The sequence below is a fragment of the Thalassobacillus sp. C254 genome (assembly GCF_001310615.1).
This window is the reverse complement of the sequence record NZ_BAXQ01000003.1, coordinates 110,814-127,796: the sequence shown is the minus strand read 5'-3', so window position 1 is coordinate 127,796 and position 16,983 is coordinate 110,814. Positions and strand designations below refer to the sequence as shown.

Sequence of the window (16,983 nt, the reverse complement as noted above, 5' to 3'; positions counted from 1 at the left end):
AAAAATGATGGAAGCTATTGCAGAACGCAAAGCAGGAAAACGGGTTATTACAAAAAAGCCTGAACTTTTGCTTCCGGCCGGAAATCTCGAAAAATTAAAGATAGCGGTTCATTACGGAGCAGATGCTGTATATATTGGCGGACAGGAATTCGGCCTGCGCTCAAACGCGGATAACTTTTCGAAAGAAGAGATGCGCGAGGGGGTACAATTTGCTAAAAAGTACGGGGCTAAGGTTTATGTGACCACAAATATTTACGCTCACAATGAAAATATGGATGGGCTGGAGGAATATTTGAAAGACCTGGAAGAGGTTGAGGTTACGGGCATTATTGTAGCTGATCCCTTAATTATTGAGACATGCCGCCGGGCAGCTCCAAAACTTGAGGTTCATTTGTCAACCCAGCAGTCATTAGCTAACTGGCTTGCTGTGAAGTTTTGGAAAGAGCAAGGGCTTGAACGAGTGGTTCTGGCAAGAGAAGTAGGCATGGAAGAAATGCTTGAAATAAAGAAACATGTAGACATTGAAGTGGAAGCCTTCGTTCATGGAGCCATGTGTATTTCTTATTCAGGACGGTGTGTATTGAGCAATCATATGACGGCTCGTGATTCTAACCGTGGAGGCTGCTGTCAGTCCTGTCGTTGGAATTACGATTTGTATGAAGAAGGAGCAGATGGGGAAGGACGAATTGAGAATCCTTTGTTTGCAGAAGATGACGCAAACTTTACAATGAGCCCGAAAGATTTAAATCTCATCCAATCCATCCCGAAAGTGATTGAGGCGGGAATTGACAGTTTGAAAGTAGAAGGACGAATGAAATCTATACATTACGTGGCTACTGTGGCTTCCGTGTATCGAAAAGTAATCGATGCCTACTGTGCTGACCCCGATAACTTTAGGATTAACAAAGAGTGGCTGAGGGAGCTTGATAAGTGTGCAAATAGAGATACAGCTCCTGCTTTCTTTGAAAATACCCCATCCTACAAAGAACAATTGTGGGGAGGAAATTCTAAGAAAACTACCTTTGATTTTGCCGGTTTAGTTCTTTCATATAATGAAGAGGATCAAATGGTGACTCTCCAGCAGCGAAACTACTTTAAGCCGGGAGATATTGTTGAATTCTTCGGACCGGATATTGAGCCCTTTTCCCAAGTGGTTACAGAACTTTATGATGAAGATGGAGAAAGCATTGATGCAGCCCGCCATCCTCTTCAAACGGTCTCTTTTAAAGTGGATAAGCCTGTGAATCCCTACAATATGATGAGGAAGGATAAAAGTCAGGCATAGTCCAAAAAAGAAAAAATTGGTTAATCAGAGAATTAATTAAAAAAATAATTGTAATTATGCTTGTTTCTGCGTATGATATATGGCAGAAATAATATTTTAAAGGGTTTTCAGAGAAGCGAGGGTAACCTTGCTTTTCTTCTTATCTTATTGTATAAGCGGAGATTTCAAGTGGATTGTGTTTTCCTTGTGGAAGGGCAAGGCGCTGACGATTACTCCCAAATATGTTATTTCTTATAACTACCTAGATAAGATGTAAAGCGCTTAAGAGGAGTGAAAGATATGGTTGAAGATCAAAAGCATTATATGACGGAAGAGGGAAGAAAAAAGCTGGAAGAGGAATTAGAGTTTCTTAAAACAGAGCGCCGCCAAGAAGTGGTTGAACGGATTAAAGTAGCTAGAAGCTTTGGCGACCTTTCCGAGAACTCAGAGTATGATTCAGCAAAAGATGAGCAAGCCTTCGTGGAAGGAAGAATTGCACAAATTGAAAAGATGCTGAAAAATGCTGAAATAATTGAAGAAGATGCTTCCAACAATTCAGAAGTGGCGCTTGGGAAATCAGTTAAATTCAAAGAACTCCCTGACGGAGATGAGGAAGTATATACAATTGTCGGAAGTGCTGAGTCTGATCCTTTAGAAGGTAAAATTTCCAATTCCTCTCCAATGGCACAAAGCCTGTTAGGACGCAAAGTCGGTGACAAAGTCATGGTTAACACACCTGGCGGTGAACTAGAGGTTGAAATTATTGAAGTAAGTTAATGAATGAAAGAGAGCGGCTCAAAAAGTCTGACTTTTGAGCCGCTCTCTTTTTCTTTATCAAAATGTGTCAAAGAATGAAAAAAAGGTCGAAAACCACTCGATTCTTCTAACAAAATCTTTTATGATATATACAGGGTATTAAGAGTCAGGCAAATTCACGGCTTATCAAGATATCAAATAGAAATAGTGCAGGTGATAAGTGAAATGAATAATAATAATAATAGAGGATTTGGCGAGGACACACGTTTTGAATTGCGGAAAAGAAGGAAAATGAACAGAATTCTTAACACGGCTATCGGAATTGTGGCAGCTCTAGTCCTTTTCTTTGGGGGTACTCTATTCTTTGGGGGAAATGAACAGGTGGCTGAGCAGGATTCTCCAGACCCTGCAGATGACGTAGCAACCGAAGAGGAAGCAGATGAGAACTTGAACGAGGATACAATGGAAGAGAATGAAGTTGAAGAGCATGCTGTTCCAGAAGAAGCAGACACAGTAGCATACGAAGAAGAGGAAAATGATGAGGCTATAGAAGAAAACGAGGAAGCGAGAGAAGAAGAGGAAGAAGAAGCGGATTCTGACGGAGATGACGCAGCTGATGAAAGAGAAGAAGAGGAAGCACGGGAAGATTCTGATGAAGAAGGAAGTGAAATCGATGGACCTCAGATTCCAGAAAATGAAGGTGACTGGGAGCCCATCGGAACAGAGCAGTCTGGATCATTTACCCATAATTTCAGCAGTGGAAGTCAAAATTGGAATGAAATGGAAATGGCTATGGAATACGCAACAGGAATCAGCCGTGACGACATGACAATTTGGCGACTAGAAAACGGCGGAAATGCTACTACGGCTGTGGGTACTGTCGGACTCTATGAGGAAAGGCATCAGCCTTACCGTGTAACGATCGAATTCATTGAAGGGGAAGGGTGGAAGCCGGTAAACGTAGAAGTACTAGACGGCAACCCTTACACCAATTAATTAAATAAACCTGTAAAGGGGAAAAACAGGCTGTTGAGCACAATCTCTCAACAGCCTGTTTTCAATATGCGGCTCTGTTTATAAATAATCGGAAATAGCAGAGGCAAAGATCCAGCAAAGTGGTTGTCTCACCGAAGCTGAGGCCATCTCCCAGGCATAGAAGACACCCCGTGAATGGAAATGAAGCGAGGCATGAATGGATGTCGCACTTGTACTTTCCTGTGTTAGGGAGCGTTTTACAACAACAGATGTAACAAAGCCTATTATTTAGATGTCCATGCAGGCCGTTATTCACCACAAAGGACCATCTCACTTGAGCCCTGAAGTAAAACTTAGGGAACAGAATAAGAAGCCTGCTTATGAAAAAATGAGAGAAAGATTCTCTTTTCAATTACCTTTTTATTTGCTTGTTTTAGCCTTAAAATGAACGACTGCTGTATAATATGGCTGAGATGTTTTCGGATGAATAGAGACATGGTGTCCAACATGATGAACCTCCAGCATGATGGCGTCATTGGTCTCAATTTGTGAAGAGATTTTTTCCTCCAGTTTTTTTAAGCTTTCGGCTTCAAAAAATTCTACCTTGTCGTGTATAGGTTGTAGGTTCAGGTTCAACAGTTACTCCTCCTTTACTTGCTCTTTTCGCAGCTGCTTTTGTATTATAAAATAGTATTCATAACTTGTGAAGAAAATATAATAATTTCGATTGTGAGGTTACATAATGAGAATTGCTGTTATAGGTGCTATGGAAGAAGAGGTAGAACTATTACGTAGTAAGATGGATGACGTAGAAGAGACATCAGTGGGAGGAGCGCTCTTCTATCATGGAAGACTCGAGGGCCAGGATGTGGTGCTTCTTAAGTCCGGTATCGGAAAAGTAAATGCTGCTATAGGAACTACTCTTCTCCTGCAGCTTTACAAACCAGAGGCTGTCATTAATACAGGGTCAGCCGGAGGGCTCGATCCCGCTCTGCAGACTGGAGACCTTGTTATTTCAAGTGAAGTTCGCTATAACGATGTTGATGCGACAGTTTTTGGCTATGAGTTTGGCCAGGTTCCTAGAATGCCTGCCGAGTTTTCTCCAGACACCCGCCTGGTTCAAGCGGCTCAGCGATGTGCCCAGGGAATCGGCATTCCATCGGTTACTGGTTTAATTGTCTCAGGTGATTCATTTATGAGTGAAGAAGAAAGAGTAGCTTTGGTAAAAGAAACATTCAAGGAACCCCAATGCGCTGAAATGGAGGCAGGAGCAATAGCCCATGTATGCCACCAATTTGAGGTTCCATTTGTGATTATCCGCTCTTTAAGTGATGTCGCAGGCAAGGATGCAAAGATGTCATATGATCAATTTCTTGAGAAAGCATCCGTGCATTCAGCTAATCTAGTAATGAAAATCGTAAAAGAAATACAATAAAAAGGTTTAGTACAAAAAGATTAAGGGAATTATTTACGAATTTGGCAAAAATTATTCACTCACTGACTACTTGTCCATGTTAAAATATGTAGGAATGCATATTAAAGAAGAGGGTGCATGGATAATGGACAACAGAAAGATAGACAGAAAATCAGCCGAAAACTCTCAAGAGCAGATAGAGCAAAAGCCGGGGATTACAAGAGGTTTAGTTTCATATTGCTGTCTCTTGCTGCTTTTATTACAATAGGTTTTTTTCTTCCAGATACTAACACGGGATTCACTGAGTATCCGCAAATTACGATCCTAACAGTATTTACGTTATGTGGCGCTGCAATGGTTCTTCATAGAATAAGCATGAAATGCTGGGAAGAAAAAGATTCGAATTTATAAACAAACAAGCAAGGTCCCTGAATAAGGATCTTGCTTGTTTTTTGTTAAGAAGAAGGAAAGTGCCTACGGTTACTGCGGTTAATAGGCTGCAACTCCTTAAAAGGAACAGAGGTAAAGGTGATTGAAAAATATCAATCCACTAAAAGAGATGCCTCCTCAAGAAAATGCATCAGAATTCTTGCTGTCAGTCCCCAGATGACGTAGCTTTCATATATATAAAAATACTCTGGGATACTGCCGACACGCCAAGAATAATTTTCACCGCCTGGTATTAAGTGATAAGGAAAACTATCCCCAGGCTTAACTTGGAGAAATACTTCATGTTTTTCTGGTTCGTTTTTTTGAAAAAAATGAAGTGGGACAGTAAACAGTTCTGCTACTTCTGCTTCATTGGCTGAAAGAGTAGCACTTTCTCCAATTAAGCCAACATATGGATAGATGATTCGGTTAAACGGCGGTACAAAACGATCGAGCGGGGCGATGATCTCTACATCCTTTTCCTCTAGCCCGACTTCTTCACAAAGCTCTCTAACCGCAGCGTATTGTTCCGATGGGTCTTCGGGGTCTACTCTTCCTCCGGGAAAACATATTTCTCCTGGCTGGCTATTTAAATAGGGAGATCTTACTTCAAAAAGAATGTGGAGTTCTCCATCTTTTTGAATAAGAGGAATAACTACACTGAATTTTGAGGATGTTTTTTCCCCAATTACACCTTGCTTTCTTCCTAAAAGATTCTTTTTTATAGTTTCCATGTTTTTATTCAAATGAGGCTCCTCCCCCATATCATATTCTTTCTATTAAAAATTTATCTTGCAATACAAGCAGATATTATTTACCAGGATGTTTGAAAAACGACGTAAGTGGTATGAGTGTAAAAAGTGATCCTATAAAAATAGTGAGGTGATTTCAGTGGCAGAACAAAATAAAAAAGCTGCTTCTGAGAGTGATGCTAAGGTTTTTCGAGAAGATAAGGACAAGCAGATGGAACGTGACCAGTCAACAATGCCTGTAGATGAACTTCCTCTTGAAGAACAAAAAATTGAAGAGGAAGACCATCGCAAAAAGGATAAAACAAAAGACACATCTGCAACGGAAAAAAAATATAGACCGTATTAAGGATAGAATGAGAAAAAGAGGGGAACCCCCCTCTTTTTCTCATTTTTAGATATATTGTTTAAACCACTTGCAAATGTGATTTAAGCGCTCCAGCCGCAATGTTGGAGGACCGCTGCGGCTTAACTCATGATTTGCTTCTGGAAAGCGGACGAATTTCACTTCTTTTTCTAAATGCTTCAAAGCGATAAATAGCTGTTCACCTTGTTCAATTGGACAACGGTAATCCTGCTCTCCATGCAAAATTAAAAGAGGTGTGTTGACGTTTTTTACATAACGGAGAGGAGAATGGTGCCACAGCTTTTCAGGATCATCAAACAAATGATATCCAATTTCCCATTCTGTGAAGAAATAACCAATATCACTTACTCCATAGAAGCTAAGCCAATTTGAAATAGAGCGCTGGGTAACGGCAGCTTTAAAACGATCAGTGTGGCTGACGATCCAATTCGTCATAAACCCTCCATAACTTCCGCCAGTGACACCTAGTCGTTCTTGATCAATACAGTCGAAATTTTCTAGCACGTGATCCACGGCACTCATTAGATCAGTATAATCTCTGCCTCCATAGTCTCCCCGGCAGGCATTTACAAACGTTTGCCCATATCCGTGACTTCCTCGTGGGTTTGTATAAAGTACAACGTATCCCTGAGCAGCCAACAACTGGAGCTCATGGAAAAACGTATTTCCGTACATGGCATGAGGACCACCATGTATTTCTAACACAAGAGGGTACTTTTTGCCATCCTCAAAATCAGCAGGCTTCATGATCCAGCCATGGATTTCCCAGCCGTCCTCAGCTTTTGTGGTAACGGGTTCTGGTATGGAAAGATGGACCTCTCTTAAAAATTTCTCGTTGACGTCAGTAAGGCGGATTTTTCCTCTTTCGTTTCTCCGGATCTTAAAGAAGTCTCCTGGGTTGGAAGGGTCACTGATGCCAGCGATAAATCTGTCTGTGTTTCTGTGATAAGTAAATCCAAAAACATGATTTTCTTCTTCATGAATAGTTGTTATTTCGCCTTCCATGTCCATTTGATACAATCCTGTATTGCCGTGGTCACTGGCAGTAAAGTAAATATATTCTTGTTCAAGAGACCAAACCGGCCCTGGATTGGGGCTGTTGGAACGAATGTCGCCAATCATCGCATCGCCAATTTGAACGTCCCATTTCAGCGTCATGCAAGTTTTTTCTTTTGTATCTACATCAATAATCCAGACTTGGTTTAGTGTAGCTCCTTTGAATTCATATTGATGACCAAAACAAGCAATTTTTTGGCCATCAGGAGACCAGTTTGGGAGAGAAAATGCACCAGTTGTATCAGTTAGCTTTGTTACTTCTCTGCTTTCAATGTCTATCGTAAACAGATCTTGATATAAGGTCCTGTCCTCATCTGTTTCCCTGTTTGCCGTAAACACTACGTGCTTGCTGTCAGGTGACCAGCTGCCAGGAGTATGGTCAAACTGTCCTGAGGTCAACTGAATAACTTTCTGGGCCTTCAGATCATACAAGGCAAGGTGATTTCGCTTTTCGTCGTGGAATCCACGCATGTCAGATTTATACTTTAATCTTTCGACAACAAGCGGTTTAGGCTTTTGCTTTTTGCTGCCGTCTTCTTTTGTTTCTTCTTCAGGAACGCCGTCTGGATCCATCAGAGTGGAAAAGAGAATATAACGGCCATTAGGTGACCAGACAGGGGAATGAGCTCCATTTTTTAAAGTGGTGAGCTGTCTGGCTTCTCCGCCGCTTGTTGACATGATCCATAGCTGGGAAGTGCCGCTTCGATTAGACGAGAACACCATTTCTGAGCCATCCGGAGACCACCTTGGTGACTGATCCTTCACTTTGCCGAATGTCCATTGAACAGGAATGTCATCTCCTAAGGTATGAATGTACAAATGAGAGCGGTATTCCTCATTTTCATCAATGTGAGTTTGGACATAAGCATACCTTTCACCGTCTGGAGAAATCTGCGGGTCTCCAACTACTGAAATTCTTTTTAAATCGTCAGCTGTAATAGGTCTTTTATTTAGTCCCATATATTTTCCCCCTTTTCTATTGGCTCCGCTGCGATAAGCAAAAACCGTATGTATTGCCTGGAATATGTTCTTGTGGGCATGACTGCAAAACGAGGACATTAGTGTACTGTTTAGCAATCTATCATTACATGTTAATTTGGCCTTTGTGCTATCAAGTATAGTAAATGTTTTAAAAAAACTCAAACAGTAAGAATAGTTTAAATTACCATCCAAATAATACCTTCCAATAAAGCATGTATGTGTACCGAAGAAAAAGCAATTCAGTATTTGTACTATAGCTTTCCAAACTCAAGTGATCCTATACAATATACAAACCCTGAAGCTTTCTACAGGAGATTTTAATTTTCCTGTAAGAAGATCTTCCATAAACAATGTACAATTCAGCTTCTTCAATTACACTACTAATACAGGGTGATTCAAGGCCATTCAACTTATCGTTTTCATTCTACGTACGTGATGCTCTCCTGCTCATATAGTAGACCCGTTCCCACCCAAGCGGTATATGAATAGAGTTGAATGTGGCCATTGGGTTCATGAACACTCTCCGAACACTACTCTCTCCCCTTGATGCTGCTTGCCAACTGTATGGCAAGCAGTTTTTTTTTGAATTTAGGTTTACTGTTTTCTTAGGTCAGGTGTAATTGTTTGATCAGGAATGAAGATAGCAGGAAGTGGGTGGGAAGATAATAAAATAATAGGCTCGTGATAATTTGATAAAAAAGACAGTGCCATCTTTGCACTGTCGTCAGGATCGAGGAGGAAATTCAAATTCAATTTCGCCCGCCTTACGGCTGTATTTTACTTGAAGGTTATGATCTTTAAAAAACCACATATCTTTTTCTTCAACATAAAACAGGTAATGATTTTTCTCTAGAGATGCTGCAGGCTCAAAGGGAGCTTCTTTTCCCACCCCAAGAGAAAATCCTGTGTGTATATGAGCATGTCCTCCGTACCTGACAAAAAACCTGATCGAGTCTCCTTGTTTAAGCTCCATTTCTTCTTCAAACCATTTGAGTGCCGGCTGGCTGATTGTTATCTCCATTTTGTTCACTCCTGAATGTTGTCATAAAGTCTATTCCATCATTATAGCGAAACTTGATCTTAAACATCAAAGAAAAGCAATGGTGAATTAGTTTTATATCAAAAACTTTTAAAAAATACACAATTTCATACTATCTCATTTCCTTTTTTGGTAATATTAAGGGAGTTTAGGATTAGGTAGTTGAATAATGTATTGATAAGGTGATCATTTGTCTAGTTTATCGTTGTTGTATTACACCATAAAGAAAGAATTTGAAGAGCGATTAGGAAGACCGCTGACAGAAGAGGAAAAAAAGGTAATTAAAGAATGAGCGAATCGCAACTGGCAGGGGAGGCGGAAGAGCCTGACAAAGAGTAGCTGTTGTATTTTCTGAAGGAAAAGGACTGGGACAGACAAAGCCACGCTTATGTTTGCATACATTGTATTAAATGCATGCAAGAGGAGGTGCGGCGTTTGTCCGGTGTACTTGCAGCTCTCGCTTATGCAATGAAAGAGATTCTTCTTTTTGTTTCTTATGTAAAAAATAATGCTTTCCCTCAGCCTCTTTCAAAAAAAGAAGAAAAAGAATACCTTCAAAGGATGCAGGAAGGCGACCAGCATGCTCGGAATATCCTAATTGAACATAACTTGCGCCTAGTTGCTCATATTGTAAAGAAATTTGAAAATACCAGGGAAGATACAGAAGATCTGATTTCCATAGGTACTATCGGCCTGATAAAAGGCATAGAAAGCTATTCCCCTGATAAAGGGACAAAATTAGCAACCTATGCAGCCAGGTGTGTAGAAAACGAAATCCTCATGCATTTACGTGCATTAAAAAAGGTAAAAAAAGATGTATCTCTTCACGATCCGATTGGAAGCGACAAAGAAGGAAATGAGATTTCTCTCATCGACGTTTTACAGGAAGAGGGCCCCGACATCGCAGATGCTATCCAATTAAAAATGGAAAAAAACAAGTCCTTGCATATTTGGATACCCTTGATAAAAGAGAAAGAGAAGTGGTTATAGGACGATTTGGTTTGGATATGCAAAAAGAAAGAACACAAAGAGAGATTGCCAAGGAGCTTGGCATTTCAAGAAGCTATGTTTCTCGAATTGAAAAACGGGCGCTGTTTAAGTTGTTTCAGGAGTTTTACAGACACCAGAAAAATTCGGGTAAATCTTAATCATTCGTTGTAAAGGAGGAAGAGTGCAAAGGCTCTCCTCTTTTTATTTTGTCGAGAGGCTGCAGGGGAAGGATGAAAAAGACCCTCGCAAAGGAAAATCCAGAGAGGGTCTTTTCAAGTTCAATTATTATCTTAGTTTACGCTGTCTTTAAGCTGCTTTCCTGGGCGGAATGCAGGGTTTTTCGTAGCCGGGATTTCAATTTCTTCTCCAGTTTGCGGGTTGCGGCCTTTACGGGAAGCGCGCTCACGTACTTCAAAGCTTCCGAAGCCAACAAGCTGAACTTTGTCGCCTTGTTTCAAAGTATCAGTAATGCTGTCGAATACTGCATCTACTGCTTTAGAAGCATCCTTTTTAGAAAGGTCTGCTTGTTCAGCTACCGCATTAATCAAATCTGTTTTGTTCATGAAAAAACTCCCTTTCATTCCTAATTATATAGAGCTTGTACATTACAAATTTACTCTTAAAAACCCTGTCATGTCAAGTGTTTGCAGGGAAAAACGAGAAAATTGATGGTATTTGGAATCTATTATAACCAAATATTGGAGGTTTTAGTAACAGAATTATGTCGAATTTTTATTTTTATAAAAAAATGCAGTGAAAGTAAGGGTTCCGCCGAACCAGTGTAGTGAAAGAAGAAAGCTCTAGCATTTAAAATGGGCTTTTCCATTCGTTATTTTGTTTTTGTAATGTAGTCTGTTTTTTTCTGAACGTTACGCTCTGAAATAACAAGCGGGCATAGGCAAAATCTGAAACAAGAAGGATGCTCGAAGGATACATACATCTATGTTTTAACTGGGAAAAGTAAAAGAGGGGACTGCTAACCAAGGAGTGTATATCATTCTACATTCTACTGATGAGTGGGGGAAAGAAAAAAACTGGGAAAGGCTTGATAGCCAATCCCAGCTGGTTTTCAGGAAGTCTGCTGTTTTCTTTTTTTCTTTACTTCTTCAGGATAGCTGTCTTCAAGTTCATCCATTGAGCTCTTTTCCCATAAGGAAACCCCGATACGATGTGCAGAGCGGGAAATCATTTGGGCCGCTAACGGAGCAGTCAGGAAGACGAACAAAATAACTAATAGGAATTTGGCTACAAATAGGCCTTCAACAAGCAGAAAGTATAAAAAGGTGCCTGTCATAAGAGAGATAACCCCTAGTGTAGCGCTTTTCGTTGCCGCGTGGAGCCGTCCATAAACATCGGGCATCCGTATAATCCCTATGGCTGCAAGGAGGCTGAAAAATGCTCCAATGAGGACGAATATACTAATCAGTACCTCTGTCAATGACGACACCTCCTTCCAGGAACTTAGCCAGGGCTACTGACCCAATGAAGGCAAGGATCCCAATGACCAGCACCACCTCAGCATATGCAGACGTACCCTGCATCATCATTAAGACCCCAATAAAGCCGATTAACATTAGACCAAACGTGTCTAATGCAACGACACGGTCTGACATTGTCGGACCCATCACCGCACGCAGGAAACAGACCCCTAGGGAAATAGCCATTATCACAAGTGAAACGAGCAAGATGATATCTAACATTAGTGGGTTACCTCCTTAATTGCTCTTTCGAAGGTATCGTGAATTTGTTTGATCGCTTCTTCTCTGTCAGGTACATGAACACTATGAATGTAAAGGATCTTACTATCTTCTGAAAAATCCATTGATAATGTACCAGGTGTTAAAGAAATGAGAGAAGCGAGCAGTGTAACTTCCCACTCTGACTCAAGTTCAGTAGGAACAGCAACAATACCTGGTTCGATATTCATCTTCGGGCTAAGCACAATTTTGATCATATCAATGTTGGCTAAAATTAATTCTTTACTAAACAACAATACAAGCTTAAAGGCTGCGTAAACCCGCCGGATATAGAAGTCAAAGGGACTACACCGCGCAGCAGCAAGAGAATGAAAATCCCGACAATATAGCCAAGGAAAAAATCGATAAGAGTAAAGCTGTTTTGCAGCAGAACCCATATGATGGCAAGAATGACGTTTAATAAAACTTGAAATGCCATACCTTCTACTCCTCCCCTAGAACTGAATTAATATAAACCGATGGGTCCAATAGTTCCTCAGCAATTTCTAGTGAATAGCTAAAGATAGGCTCAGCGGCAAATCCTAAAATGATAGTTAGAGCGACTAATGGAGCGATAGGGAGCAAGACATCCGTAATTTTGATTTTAGCTTGTTCCTCTGAATGTTTTTGTTCTCCCCAGAACGCATAAATAAAGATTTTCATCATTGAAAATAGTGTTAGGAGCCCGACAATTAAGGCAACAGCCACTATAATATAACGCTGTTCTTCAAAACCGGCGACCATCAAAGCAAATTTACTGAAAAACCCGCTTAAAGGTGGAATACCGGCTAGTGAGATAGCTGAGATAAAAAACAGCCATGCAAGCCACGGGTGAGTTCCGAGGAGCCCTCCCATTTTCTTTAAATTAGTTGTCCCAGTTATTTTCTCGGCAGCACCTGCAAATAAGAACAGAGCAGCTTTAACGATAATATGGTGGGCAATATAATAGATTGCCCCTGCAATCGCTAATGGTGTGTAAATTCCTAACCCCATAACCATGTATCCAACCTGACTGATAATGTGATAGGAAAGAATCCGTTTAAAGTCAAATTGAGATACGGCTCCAAGGACTCCAAAGAACATGGTCAACCCTGCTAATGCAAGAATAATGTTGTGTGTAAAGGTTGGATCATGAGTGAAAATTAAGGTGAACACTCTAATTATCGCATAAATACCAACCTTTGTAAGTAAACCGCCAAATAAGGCTGCAATAGCTGCAGGAGGCCCGTAGTATGAGCGTGGGAGCCAGAAATAAAGGGGAAATAGAGCACCCTTCATAGCAAACACAACCAAAAAGAGAATAGCAATGGTATTAATAATCCCTTGCTGTTCAACTTCACCTACTCTTTCAGCAAGGTGAGCAAAGTTCAGAGTTCCTGTTACCGCATAGATATATGCCACTCCGACTACAAAGAAGATGGAAGCAAAGATATTTATAGCGACGTACTTAAAGGATTCCCTGAGCTGGTAGTTTGTTCCCCCTATAACAATCAGAATGAAGGAAGAAATGAGCATAACCTCAAAGAATACAAACAAGTTAAACAGGTCACCCGTTAAGAAGGAGCCGTTTACCCCTGTTAAAAGGAAGAAGTAAAACGGGTAAAAATAATATTTTTCTCGTTCAGTAGCTATGGTTCTAAAGGCAAAGAACAGACACGTAATACCGACGATACTTGATAAAATAAGCATCATAGTAGCAAACATATCAGCTACAAGAACGATACCAAACGGAGGCTGCCAGTTACCCATCTCCATCGTCATGATGCCATCTTGATAAACGACAATCGCAAGAGCAATGGTAATGGCCAGAAGGGCAATGGCAGTTAATCCGCTGATGACTCGTTGAACCTTATGCTTTTTGACAAAGAATATGAGAATGGTCCCCATTAGAAAAGGGAGCAGAACTGGTAATAAGACTAAACTATTCATCGGCAGTACCCCTCAATTTATCAAGATCATCCGTTTTGTGAGCTTTGTATGTCCTGTATGCCAAAACCAGTAAGAAAGCCGTAACACCAAAGCTGATTACAATGGCAGTCAGAATTAAAGCTTGAGGAAGCGGGTCTGAATAGTAGGTAGCTTCTTCTCCTAATAATGGCGGAGCCCCTTCTTTTAAACCAGACATTGTAAGAAGCAGAAGGTGGGCTCCATGGGACATCAGGACAATACCGAGTACAACACGTAATATACTCTTCGTTAAAATCATGTAAGTGCCAACCATGAAGAGGACACCCACAGTGATGGACATTAAAATTTCCATTAAGTATCCTCTCCAATCGTTAAAATAATGACAAGTGCAATACCGACAACGACCATATAGATACCTAAATCAAATGGAAGGGCGGTAGTTAATTCTGTCTCCCCCAGTATTGGAAGGTCAAAATAATCAAAGTACTGGGTGAGAAAAGGATCTCCTATAAACATACCGACAATACCGGTTACGATGGCAATCAGCAGGCCGGCTGCAATAATATGAACATAGTTAAACGGAATAGCTTTCCGGATACTTTTAATATCATAGCTTACGTATAAAAGCAGGAGGCAGAGGCAGTCATTAAGCCTCCAATAAAACCGCCTCCTGGATTATTGTGTCCTGCAAAAAAGAGAAACACAGAGAAGGTAAGAATGATAAAGGCAGCAATTTTCGTAACAGTATGAAGCATTACGTTATTTGTCTTCACACATCTTCCCTCCCCGTCATTTTAAGTTTAATCATTGTGATAACACCTAGTGCAGCAACGGCGAGAACGAGTACTTCCAGTAACGTATCGAGACCACGGAAGTCAACAAGTATAACGTTAACCATATTCAGACCGCCTGCGAGCTCATAGGAGTTATCAATGAAGAATTGGGAGATCGCTTCAAAACCATTTTGATGGCGCATCGCATGGGCACTGAAGGCAATAAGTGTGACGACAGTACCAACTGTTACGGCGATGATCGCATTAGTAACCTTGAACGCCGGCTTGAACGATTCTTTTCTAAGTTCAGGCAGGTGATAAAAGACAAGAAGGAACAGAACAACCATCACAGTTTCCACAAGAAGCTGTGTGAGTGCTAAGTCCGGTGCCCGGAATATAACAAAGAATAGAGCCAGTAAAAATCCGATAACGCCTACGACAATAATGGCTGTGATTCGTTTGTTTATAAATGGAATCACGACGGTTGTCGCTATAAAAATTCCTGTAAGGATCCACATATACCATGAAATCGGTGCTACGTTTTCCAGGTCAATAGCAAAAGCATCATATCTCATGAAGCTGTAAATAAACAAAAGCATCATAAACGCTAGCATATAGGCAAAGTAGTCTCTCAGCAGCCCAGTCATTTGAACACGAGTCACACCTTGAGAACCGACAATTAACCAGTCCAATGAATTATCATATAAACCGTTAAGAGGGTCTCTTTCTTTCATATAGACTTTCATGGCGGACCATTTGTTCATGTTCACGTAAAGAAGGGAGCCAAACGCCACAACACCTAGCGTCATAAATAACTCAGTATTAAATCCATGCCAATGATAGATATTTACATAAAACGTTTCTCCCTCAGCCAGAAGGTTTGGCAAAATTGAAGCCATCGCCGGTTCGATAACTGAGTACGCTAGTAGATTTGGAAACAGGCCGAAAATAATGACAAGGGACGCAAGGACCACCGGACTGATCAGCATACCGGCAGGAGCTTCATGTACATGCTTGTCATAGTTTTCAGGCTTAAAGTCACCTGTAAAGGTCTTAAAGAACATAATCAAACAGTACAAGAAGGTAAATACACTGGCGATCCAGGCAAAGACAGGGAACAAGAGTCCCAAGGTCTGCATGTTGAAGCCTTCAAAAGACATCGCATTTAAAACTCCGGTAAAGAACATCTCTTTACTGAGGAATCCATTAAATGGAGCAGACCAGCCATTGCAGCCGTACCGATTAAGGAAACAGTAAAAGTAATCGGCATAATAGACATCAGGCCGCCCAGCTTTCTTATATCCCTTGTACCTGTTTCGTGGTCCACAATCCCCGCAGCCATAAACAAACTTCCTTTAAAGGTTGCATGGTTAATTAAATGAAAGATGGCAGCGAGTGTAGCAGCACTGTAAAGCATAGTATCTTCTCCGAAACCAAAAGCAAGAGAAGCAGAACCTAGACCAAGAAGTGTCATAATCAATCCAAGCTGACTGACCGTGGAAAAGGCTAAAATTCCTTTTAAATCCTTTTGCCGGACCGCAGAAATAGATCCCCACACCAAGGTCACAATACCAAAGCCGGACAGTATCCAGAACCACTCAGCCGATCCGCCAAACACAGGTGTTAAGCGGGCAACTAAATATATACCTGCTTTAACCATCGTGGCTGAATGCAGATACGCACTGACCGGTGTTGGAGCTTCCATAGCATCTGGAAGCCAGATGTGAAACGGGAACTGAGCTGATTTGGTGAACGCACCAAGAAGTACCAGCAGCATAGCCGGCAGAAATAGAGGACTTGCTGCCACTACATCCACTTGTTCAATAATCCCGCGTATGCTGAAGGTTCCAGTCATAACATAAAGCAGGATAAAGCCCCCAAGCATTGCAAATCCGCCAAATACTGTAATCAGCATGGACTTTTGGGCACCGTATGTAGACTTTTCTCTATGGTACCAGTAGCTGATTAACAGAGCAGAAGCAAGACTTGTCAACTCCCAGAATACATAAAGCACAATTAAATTGTCTGAGAGGACTACTCCAAACATTGCCCCCATAAACATAAGAAGGTACACATAAAAATTATTTAATCGTTCGGTTTTCTTTGATAAATAGAAAATGGAATAAAGAACAACCAAAGCACCAATACCCGAAATCAGGAGAGCAAATAGTAAGCTCAATCCATCAACATAAACCGTAAAATTGATTCCAAGGGAAGGAACCCACGGAACAGTTTGTTCTACTACACTTCCTCCAGAGGTAACAGGAAGAAAGGTTAAAAAGTAAATAAATAATACAGCTGGAAGAATCATAACAAACCAGCCGGTATGAACAGCTCTTGCATATCTATATAAGAATGGAATGAGTATAGCTAGCAAGAATGGTGATAAGACAGCCCAGTGAAGCAGAGTCATGAACAAAAAAACCTCCTTTATTTTTTAATGAAAAATGCAAAAAAATGTAAAATTATGCAGGCGAAACAATGCGCTAACTGTAGAAAATCAGCTTCCTGCATAAGAGAACTTCAATTCCTCGGGTGAAATGAAC

At 40.8% G+C, this 16,983-nt stretch carries 15 protein-coding genes and 4 pseudogenes; 7 read left to right on the top strand and 12 right to left on the bottom strand.

Going from position 1 to position 16,983, the window contains the following annotated elements:
* Nucleotides 1–7: 7 nt before the first annotated feature.
* The 3 genes from JCM19033_RS05190 (at nucleotide 8) to JCM19033_RS05180 (ending at nucleotide 3,016) form a co-directional block, all read left to right on the top strand.
* Entirely contained in the window at nucleotides 8–1,285 is a 1,278-nt protein-coding gene (locus JCM19033_RS05190) for a U32 family peptidase (RefSeq protein ID WP_054635522.1), read from the top strand.
* 279 nt (nucleotides 1,286–1,564) lie between these two features.
* Nucleotides 1,565–2,041 (top strand): transcription elongation factor GreA, encoded by a 477-nt coding sequence (gene greA / locus JCM19033_RS05185; protein ID WP_054635521.1) that lies wholly within the window; start codon nucleotides 1,565–1,567, stop codon nucleotides 2,039–2,041.
* Nucleotides 2,042–2,245: 204 nt separating this feature from the next.
* Nucleotides 2,246–3,016: a YrrS family protein gene (locus JCM19033_RS05180; RefSeq protein ID WP_054635520.1), complete on the top strand. Its 771-nt coding sequence runs from the start codon at nucleotides 2,246–2,248 to the stop codon at nucleotides 3,014–3,016.
* Between the two features lie 399 nt (nucleotides 3,017–3,415).
* Here JCM19033_RS05180 and JCM19033_RS05175 read toward each other — a convergent pair whose 3' ends face one another.
* A complete protein-coding gene (locus JCM19033_RS05175; RefSeq protein ID WP_054635519.1) occupies nucleotides 3,416–3,631 on the bottom strand; it encodes a DUF2536 family protein in 216 nt (71 codons plus the stop codon).
* Nucleotides 3,632–3,737: 106 nt separating this feature from the next.
* On the opposite strand from JCM19033_RS05175, the gene mtnN reads away from it, so the two are divergent.
* Together mtnN and JCM19033_RS05165 are read left to right on the top strand one after the other, a co-directional pair.
* Nucleotides 3,738–4,430: a 5'-methylthioadenosine/S-adenosylhomocysteine nucleosidase gene (gene mtnN, locus JCM19033_RS05170; RefSeq protein ID WP_054635518.1), complete on the top strand. Its 693-nt coding sequence runs from the start codon at nucleotides 3,738–3,740 to the stop codon at nucleotides 4,428–4,430.
* A 117-nt stretch (nucleotides 4,431–4,547) separates the two neighbouring features.
* Nucleotides 4,548–4,820, top strand: coding sequence for a YrhC family protein (locus JCM19033_RS05165; RefSeq protein WP_054635517.1), 273 nt, complete (start codon nucleotides 4,548–4,550; stop codon nucleotides 4,818–4,820).
* Between the two features lie 131 nt (nucleotides 4,821–4,951).
* Here JCM19033_RS05165 and JCM19033_RS05160 read toward each other — a convergent pair whose 3' ends face one another.
* On the bottom strand, nucleotides 4,952–5,584 hold the full coding sequence (locus tag JCM19033_RS05160) for a CoA pyrophosphatase (RefSeq protein ID WP_269757972.1): 633 nt from the start codon (nucleotides 5,582–5,584) through the stop codon (nucleotides 4,952–4,954).
* 145 nt (nucleotides 5,585–5,729) lie between these two features.
* On the opposite strand from JCM19033_RS05160, the gene JCM19033_RS05155 reads away from it, so the two are divergent.
* Nucleotides 5,730–5,936: a hypothetical protein gene (locus tag JCM19033_RS05155; RefSeq protein WP_232725404.1), complete on the top strand. Its 207-nt coding sequence runs from the start codon at nucleotides 5,730–5,732 to the stop codon at nucleotides 5,934–5,936.
* A 45-nt stretch (nucleotides 5,937–5,981) separates the two neighbouring features.
* Here JCM19033_RS05155 and JCM19033_RS05150 read toward each other — a convergent pair whose 3' ends face one another.
* Nucleotides 5,982–7,970, bottom strand: coding sequence for a S9 family peptidase (locus JCM19033_RS05150; protein WP_054635516.1), 1,989 nt, complete (start codon nucleotides 7,968–7,970; stop codon nucleotides 5,982–5,984).
* A gap of 745 nt (nucleotides 7,971–8,715) precedes the next feature.
* Nucleotides 8,716–9,012 (bottom strand): HesB/YadR/YfhF family protein, encoded by a 297-nt coding sequence (locus tag JCM19033_RS05145; protein ID WP_054635515.1) that lies wholly within the window; start codon nucleotides 9,010–9,012, stop codon nucleotides 8,716–8,718.
* A 453-nt stretch (nucleotides 9,013–9,465) separates the two neighbouring features.
* Between JCM19033_RS05145 and sigK the strand changes: the two are divergent.
* A pseudogene (gene sigK, locus JCM19033_RS05140) lies at nucleotides 9,466–10,178 on the top strand (RNA polymerase sporulation sigma factor SigK).
* A 132-nt stretch (nucleotides 10,179–10,310) separates the two neighbouring features.
* On the opposite strand, the gene JCM19033_RS05135 reads toward sigK, so the two are convergent.
* The 8 genes and pseudogenes from JCM19033_RS05135 to JCM19033_RS05100 form a co-directional block, all read right to left on the bottom strand.
* The gene (locus JCM19033_RS05135) at nucleotides 10,311–10,583 is read right to left on the bottom strand and encodes an HU family DNA-binding protein (RefSeq protein ID WP_054635514.1); all 273 of its coding nucleotides are present in this window, start codon (nucleotides 10,581–10,583) and stop codon (nucleotides 10,311–10,313) included.
* Nucleotides 10,584–11,089: 506 nt separating this feature from the next.
* Nucleotides 11,090–11,458 (bottom strand): monovalent cation/H(+) antiporter subunit G, encoded by a 369-nt coding sequence (gene mnhG, locus JCM19033_RS05130; RefSeq protein WP_054635513.1) that lies wholly within the window; start codon nucleotides 11,456–11,458, stop codon nucleotides 11,090–11,092.
* The gene (locus JCM19033_RS05125; RefSeq protein WP_054635512.1) at nucleotides 11,439–11,720 is read right to left on the bottom strand and encodes a Na(+)/H(+) antiporter subunit F1; all 282 of its coding nucleotides are present in this window, start codon (nucleotides 11,718–11,720) and stop codon (nucleotides 11,439–11,441) included. The genes mnhG and JCM19033_RS05125 overlap by 20 nt, the downstream gene beginning before the upstream one ends.
* Nucleotides 11,720–12,195 (bottom strand): annotated as a pseudogene (locus tag JCM19033_RS05120) (Na+/H+ antiporter subunit E). The gene JCM19033_RS05125 and the pseudogene JCM19033_RS05120 overlap by 1 nt, the downstream one beginning before the upstream one ends.
* Nucleotides 12,196–12,200: 5 nt before the next feature.
* Nucleotides 12,201–13,685 carry a Na+/H+ antiporter subunit D gene (locus tag JCM19033_RS05115; RefSeq protein WP_054635511.1) on the bottom strand — a complete coding sequence of 495 codons (1,485 nt, stop codon included), beginning with the start codon at nucleotides 13,683–13,685 and terminating at the stop codon, nucleotides 12,201–12,203.
* Nucleotides 13,678–14,016 carry a Na(+)/H(+) antiporter subunit C gene (locus JCM19033_RS05110; RefSeq protein WP_054635510.1) on the bottom strand — a complete coding sequence of 113 codons (339 nt, stop codon included), beginning with the start codon at nucleotides 14,014–14,016 and terminating at the stop codon, nucleotides 13,678–13,680. Before JCM19033_RS05110 ends, JCM19033_RS05115 begins: the two co-directional genes overlap by 8 nt.
* Nucleotides 14,016–14,419 (bottom strand): annotated as a pseudogene (locus JCM19033_RS05105) (Na(+)/H(+) antiporter subunit B). Before JCM19033_RS05105 ends, JCM19033_RS05110 begins: the two are co-directional and overlap by 1 nt.
* Nucleotides 14,420–14,433: 14 nt before the next feature.
* Nucleotides 14,434–16,850, bottom strand: a pseudogene (locus tag JCM19033_RS05100) (Na+/H+ antiporter subunit A).
* Nucleotides 16,851–16,983: the final 133 nt, after the last annotated feature.

What these genes read in the sequence shown, in the direction of transcription:
- JCM19033_RS05190 (WP_054635522.1), top strand. Translation starts at nt 8, where the DNA reads ATGGAAGCTATTGCAGAACGCAAAGCAGGAAAACGGGTTATTACAAAA.
- greA (WP_054635521.1), top strand. Translation starts at nt 1,565, where the DNA reads ATGGTTGAAGATCAAAAGCATTATATGACGGAAGAGGGAAGAAAAAAG.
- JCM19033_RS05180 (WP_054635520.1), top strand. Translation starts at nt 2,246, where the DNA reads ATGAATAATAATAATAATAGAGGATTTGGCGAGGACACACGTTTTGAA.
- mtnN (WP_054635518.1), top strand. Translation starts at nt 3,738, where the DNA reads ATGAGAATTGCTGTTATAGGTGCTATGGAAGAAGAGGTAGAACTATTA.
- JCM19033_RS05165 (WP_054635517.1), top strand. Translation starts at nt 4,548, where the DNA reads ATGGATAATGGACAACAGAAAGATAGACAGAAAATCAGCCGAAAACTC.
- JCM19033_RS05150 (WP_054635516.1), bottom strand. Translation starts at nt 7,970, where the DNA reads ATGGGACTAAATAAAAGACCTATTACAGCTGACGATTTAAAAAGAATT.
- JCM19033_RS05145 (WP_054635515.1), bottom strand. Translation starts at nt 9,012, where the DNA reads ATGGAGATAACAATCAGCCAGCCGGCACTCAAATGGTTTGAAGAAGAA.
- JCM19033_RS05135 (WP_054635514.1), bottom strand. Translation starts at nt 10,583, where the DNA reads ATGAACAAAACAGATTTGATTAATGCGGTAGCTGAACAAGCAGACCTT.
- JCM19033_RS05125 (WP_054635512.1), bottom strand. Translation starts at nt 11,720, where the DNA reads ATGTTAGATATCATCTTGCTCGTTTCACTTGTGATAATGGCTATTTCC.
- JCM19033_RS05115 (WP_054635511.1), bottom strand. Translation starts at nt 13,685, where the DNA reads ATGAATAGTTTAGTCTTATTACCAGTTCTGCTCCCTTTTCTAATGGGG.
- JCM19033_RS05110 (WP_054635510.1), bottom strand. Translation starts at nt 14,016, where the DNA reads ATGGAAATTTTAATGTCCATCACTGTGGGTGTCCTCTTCATGGTTGGC.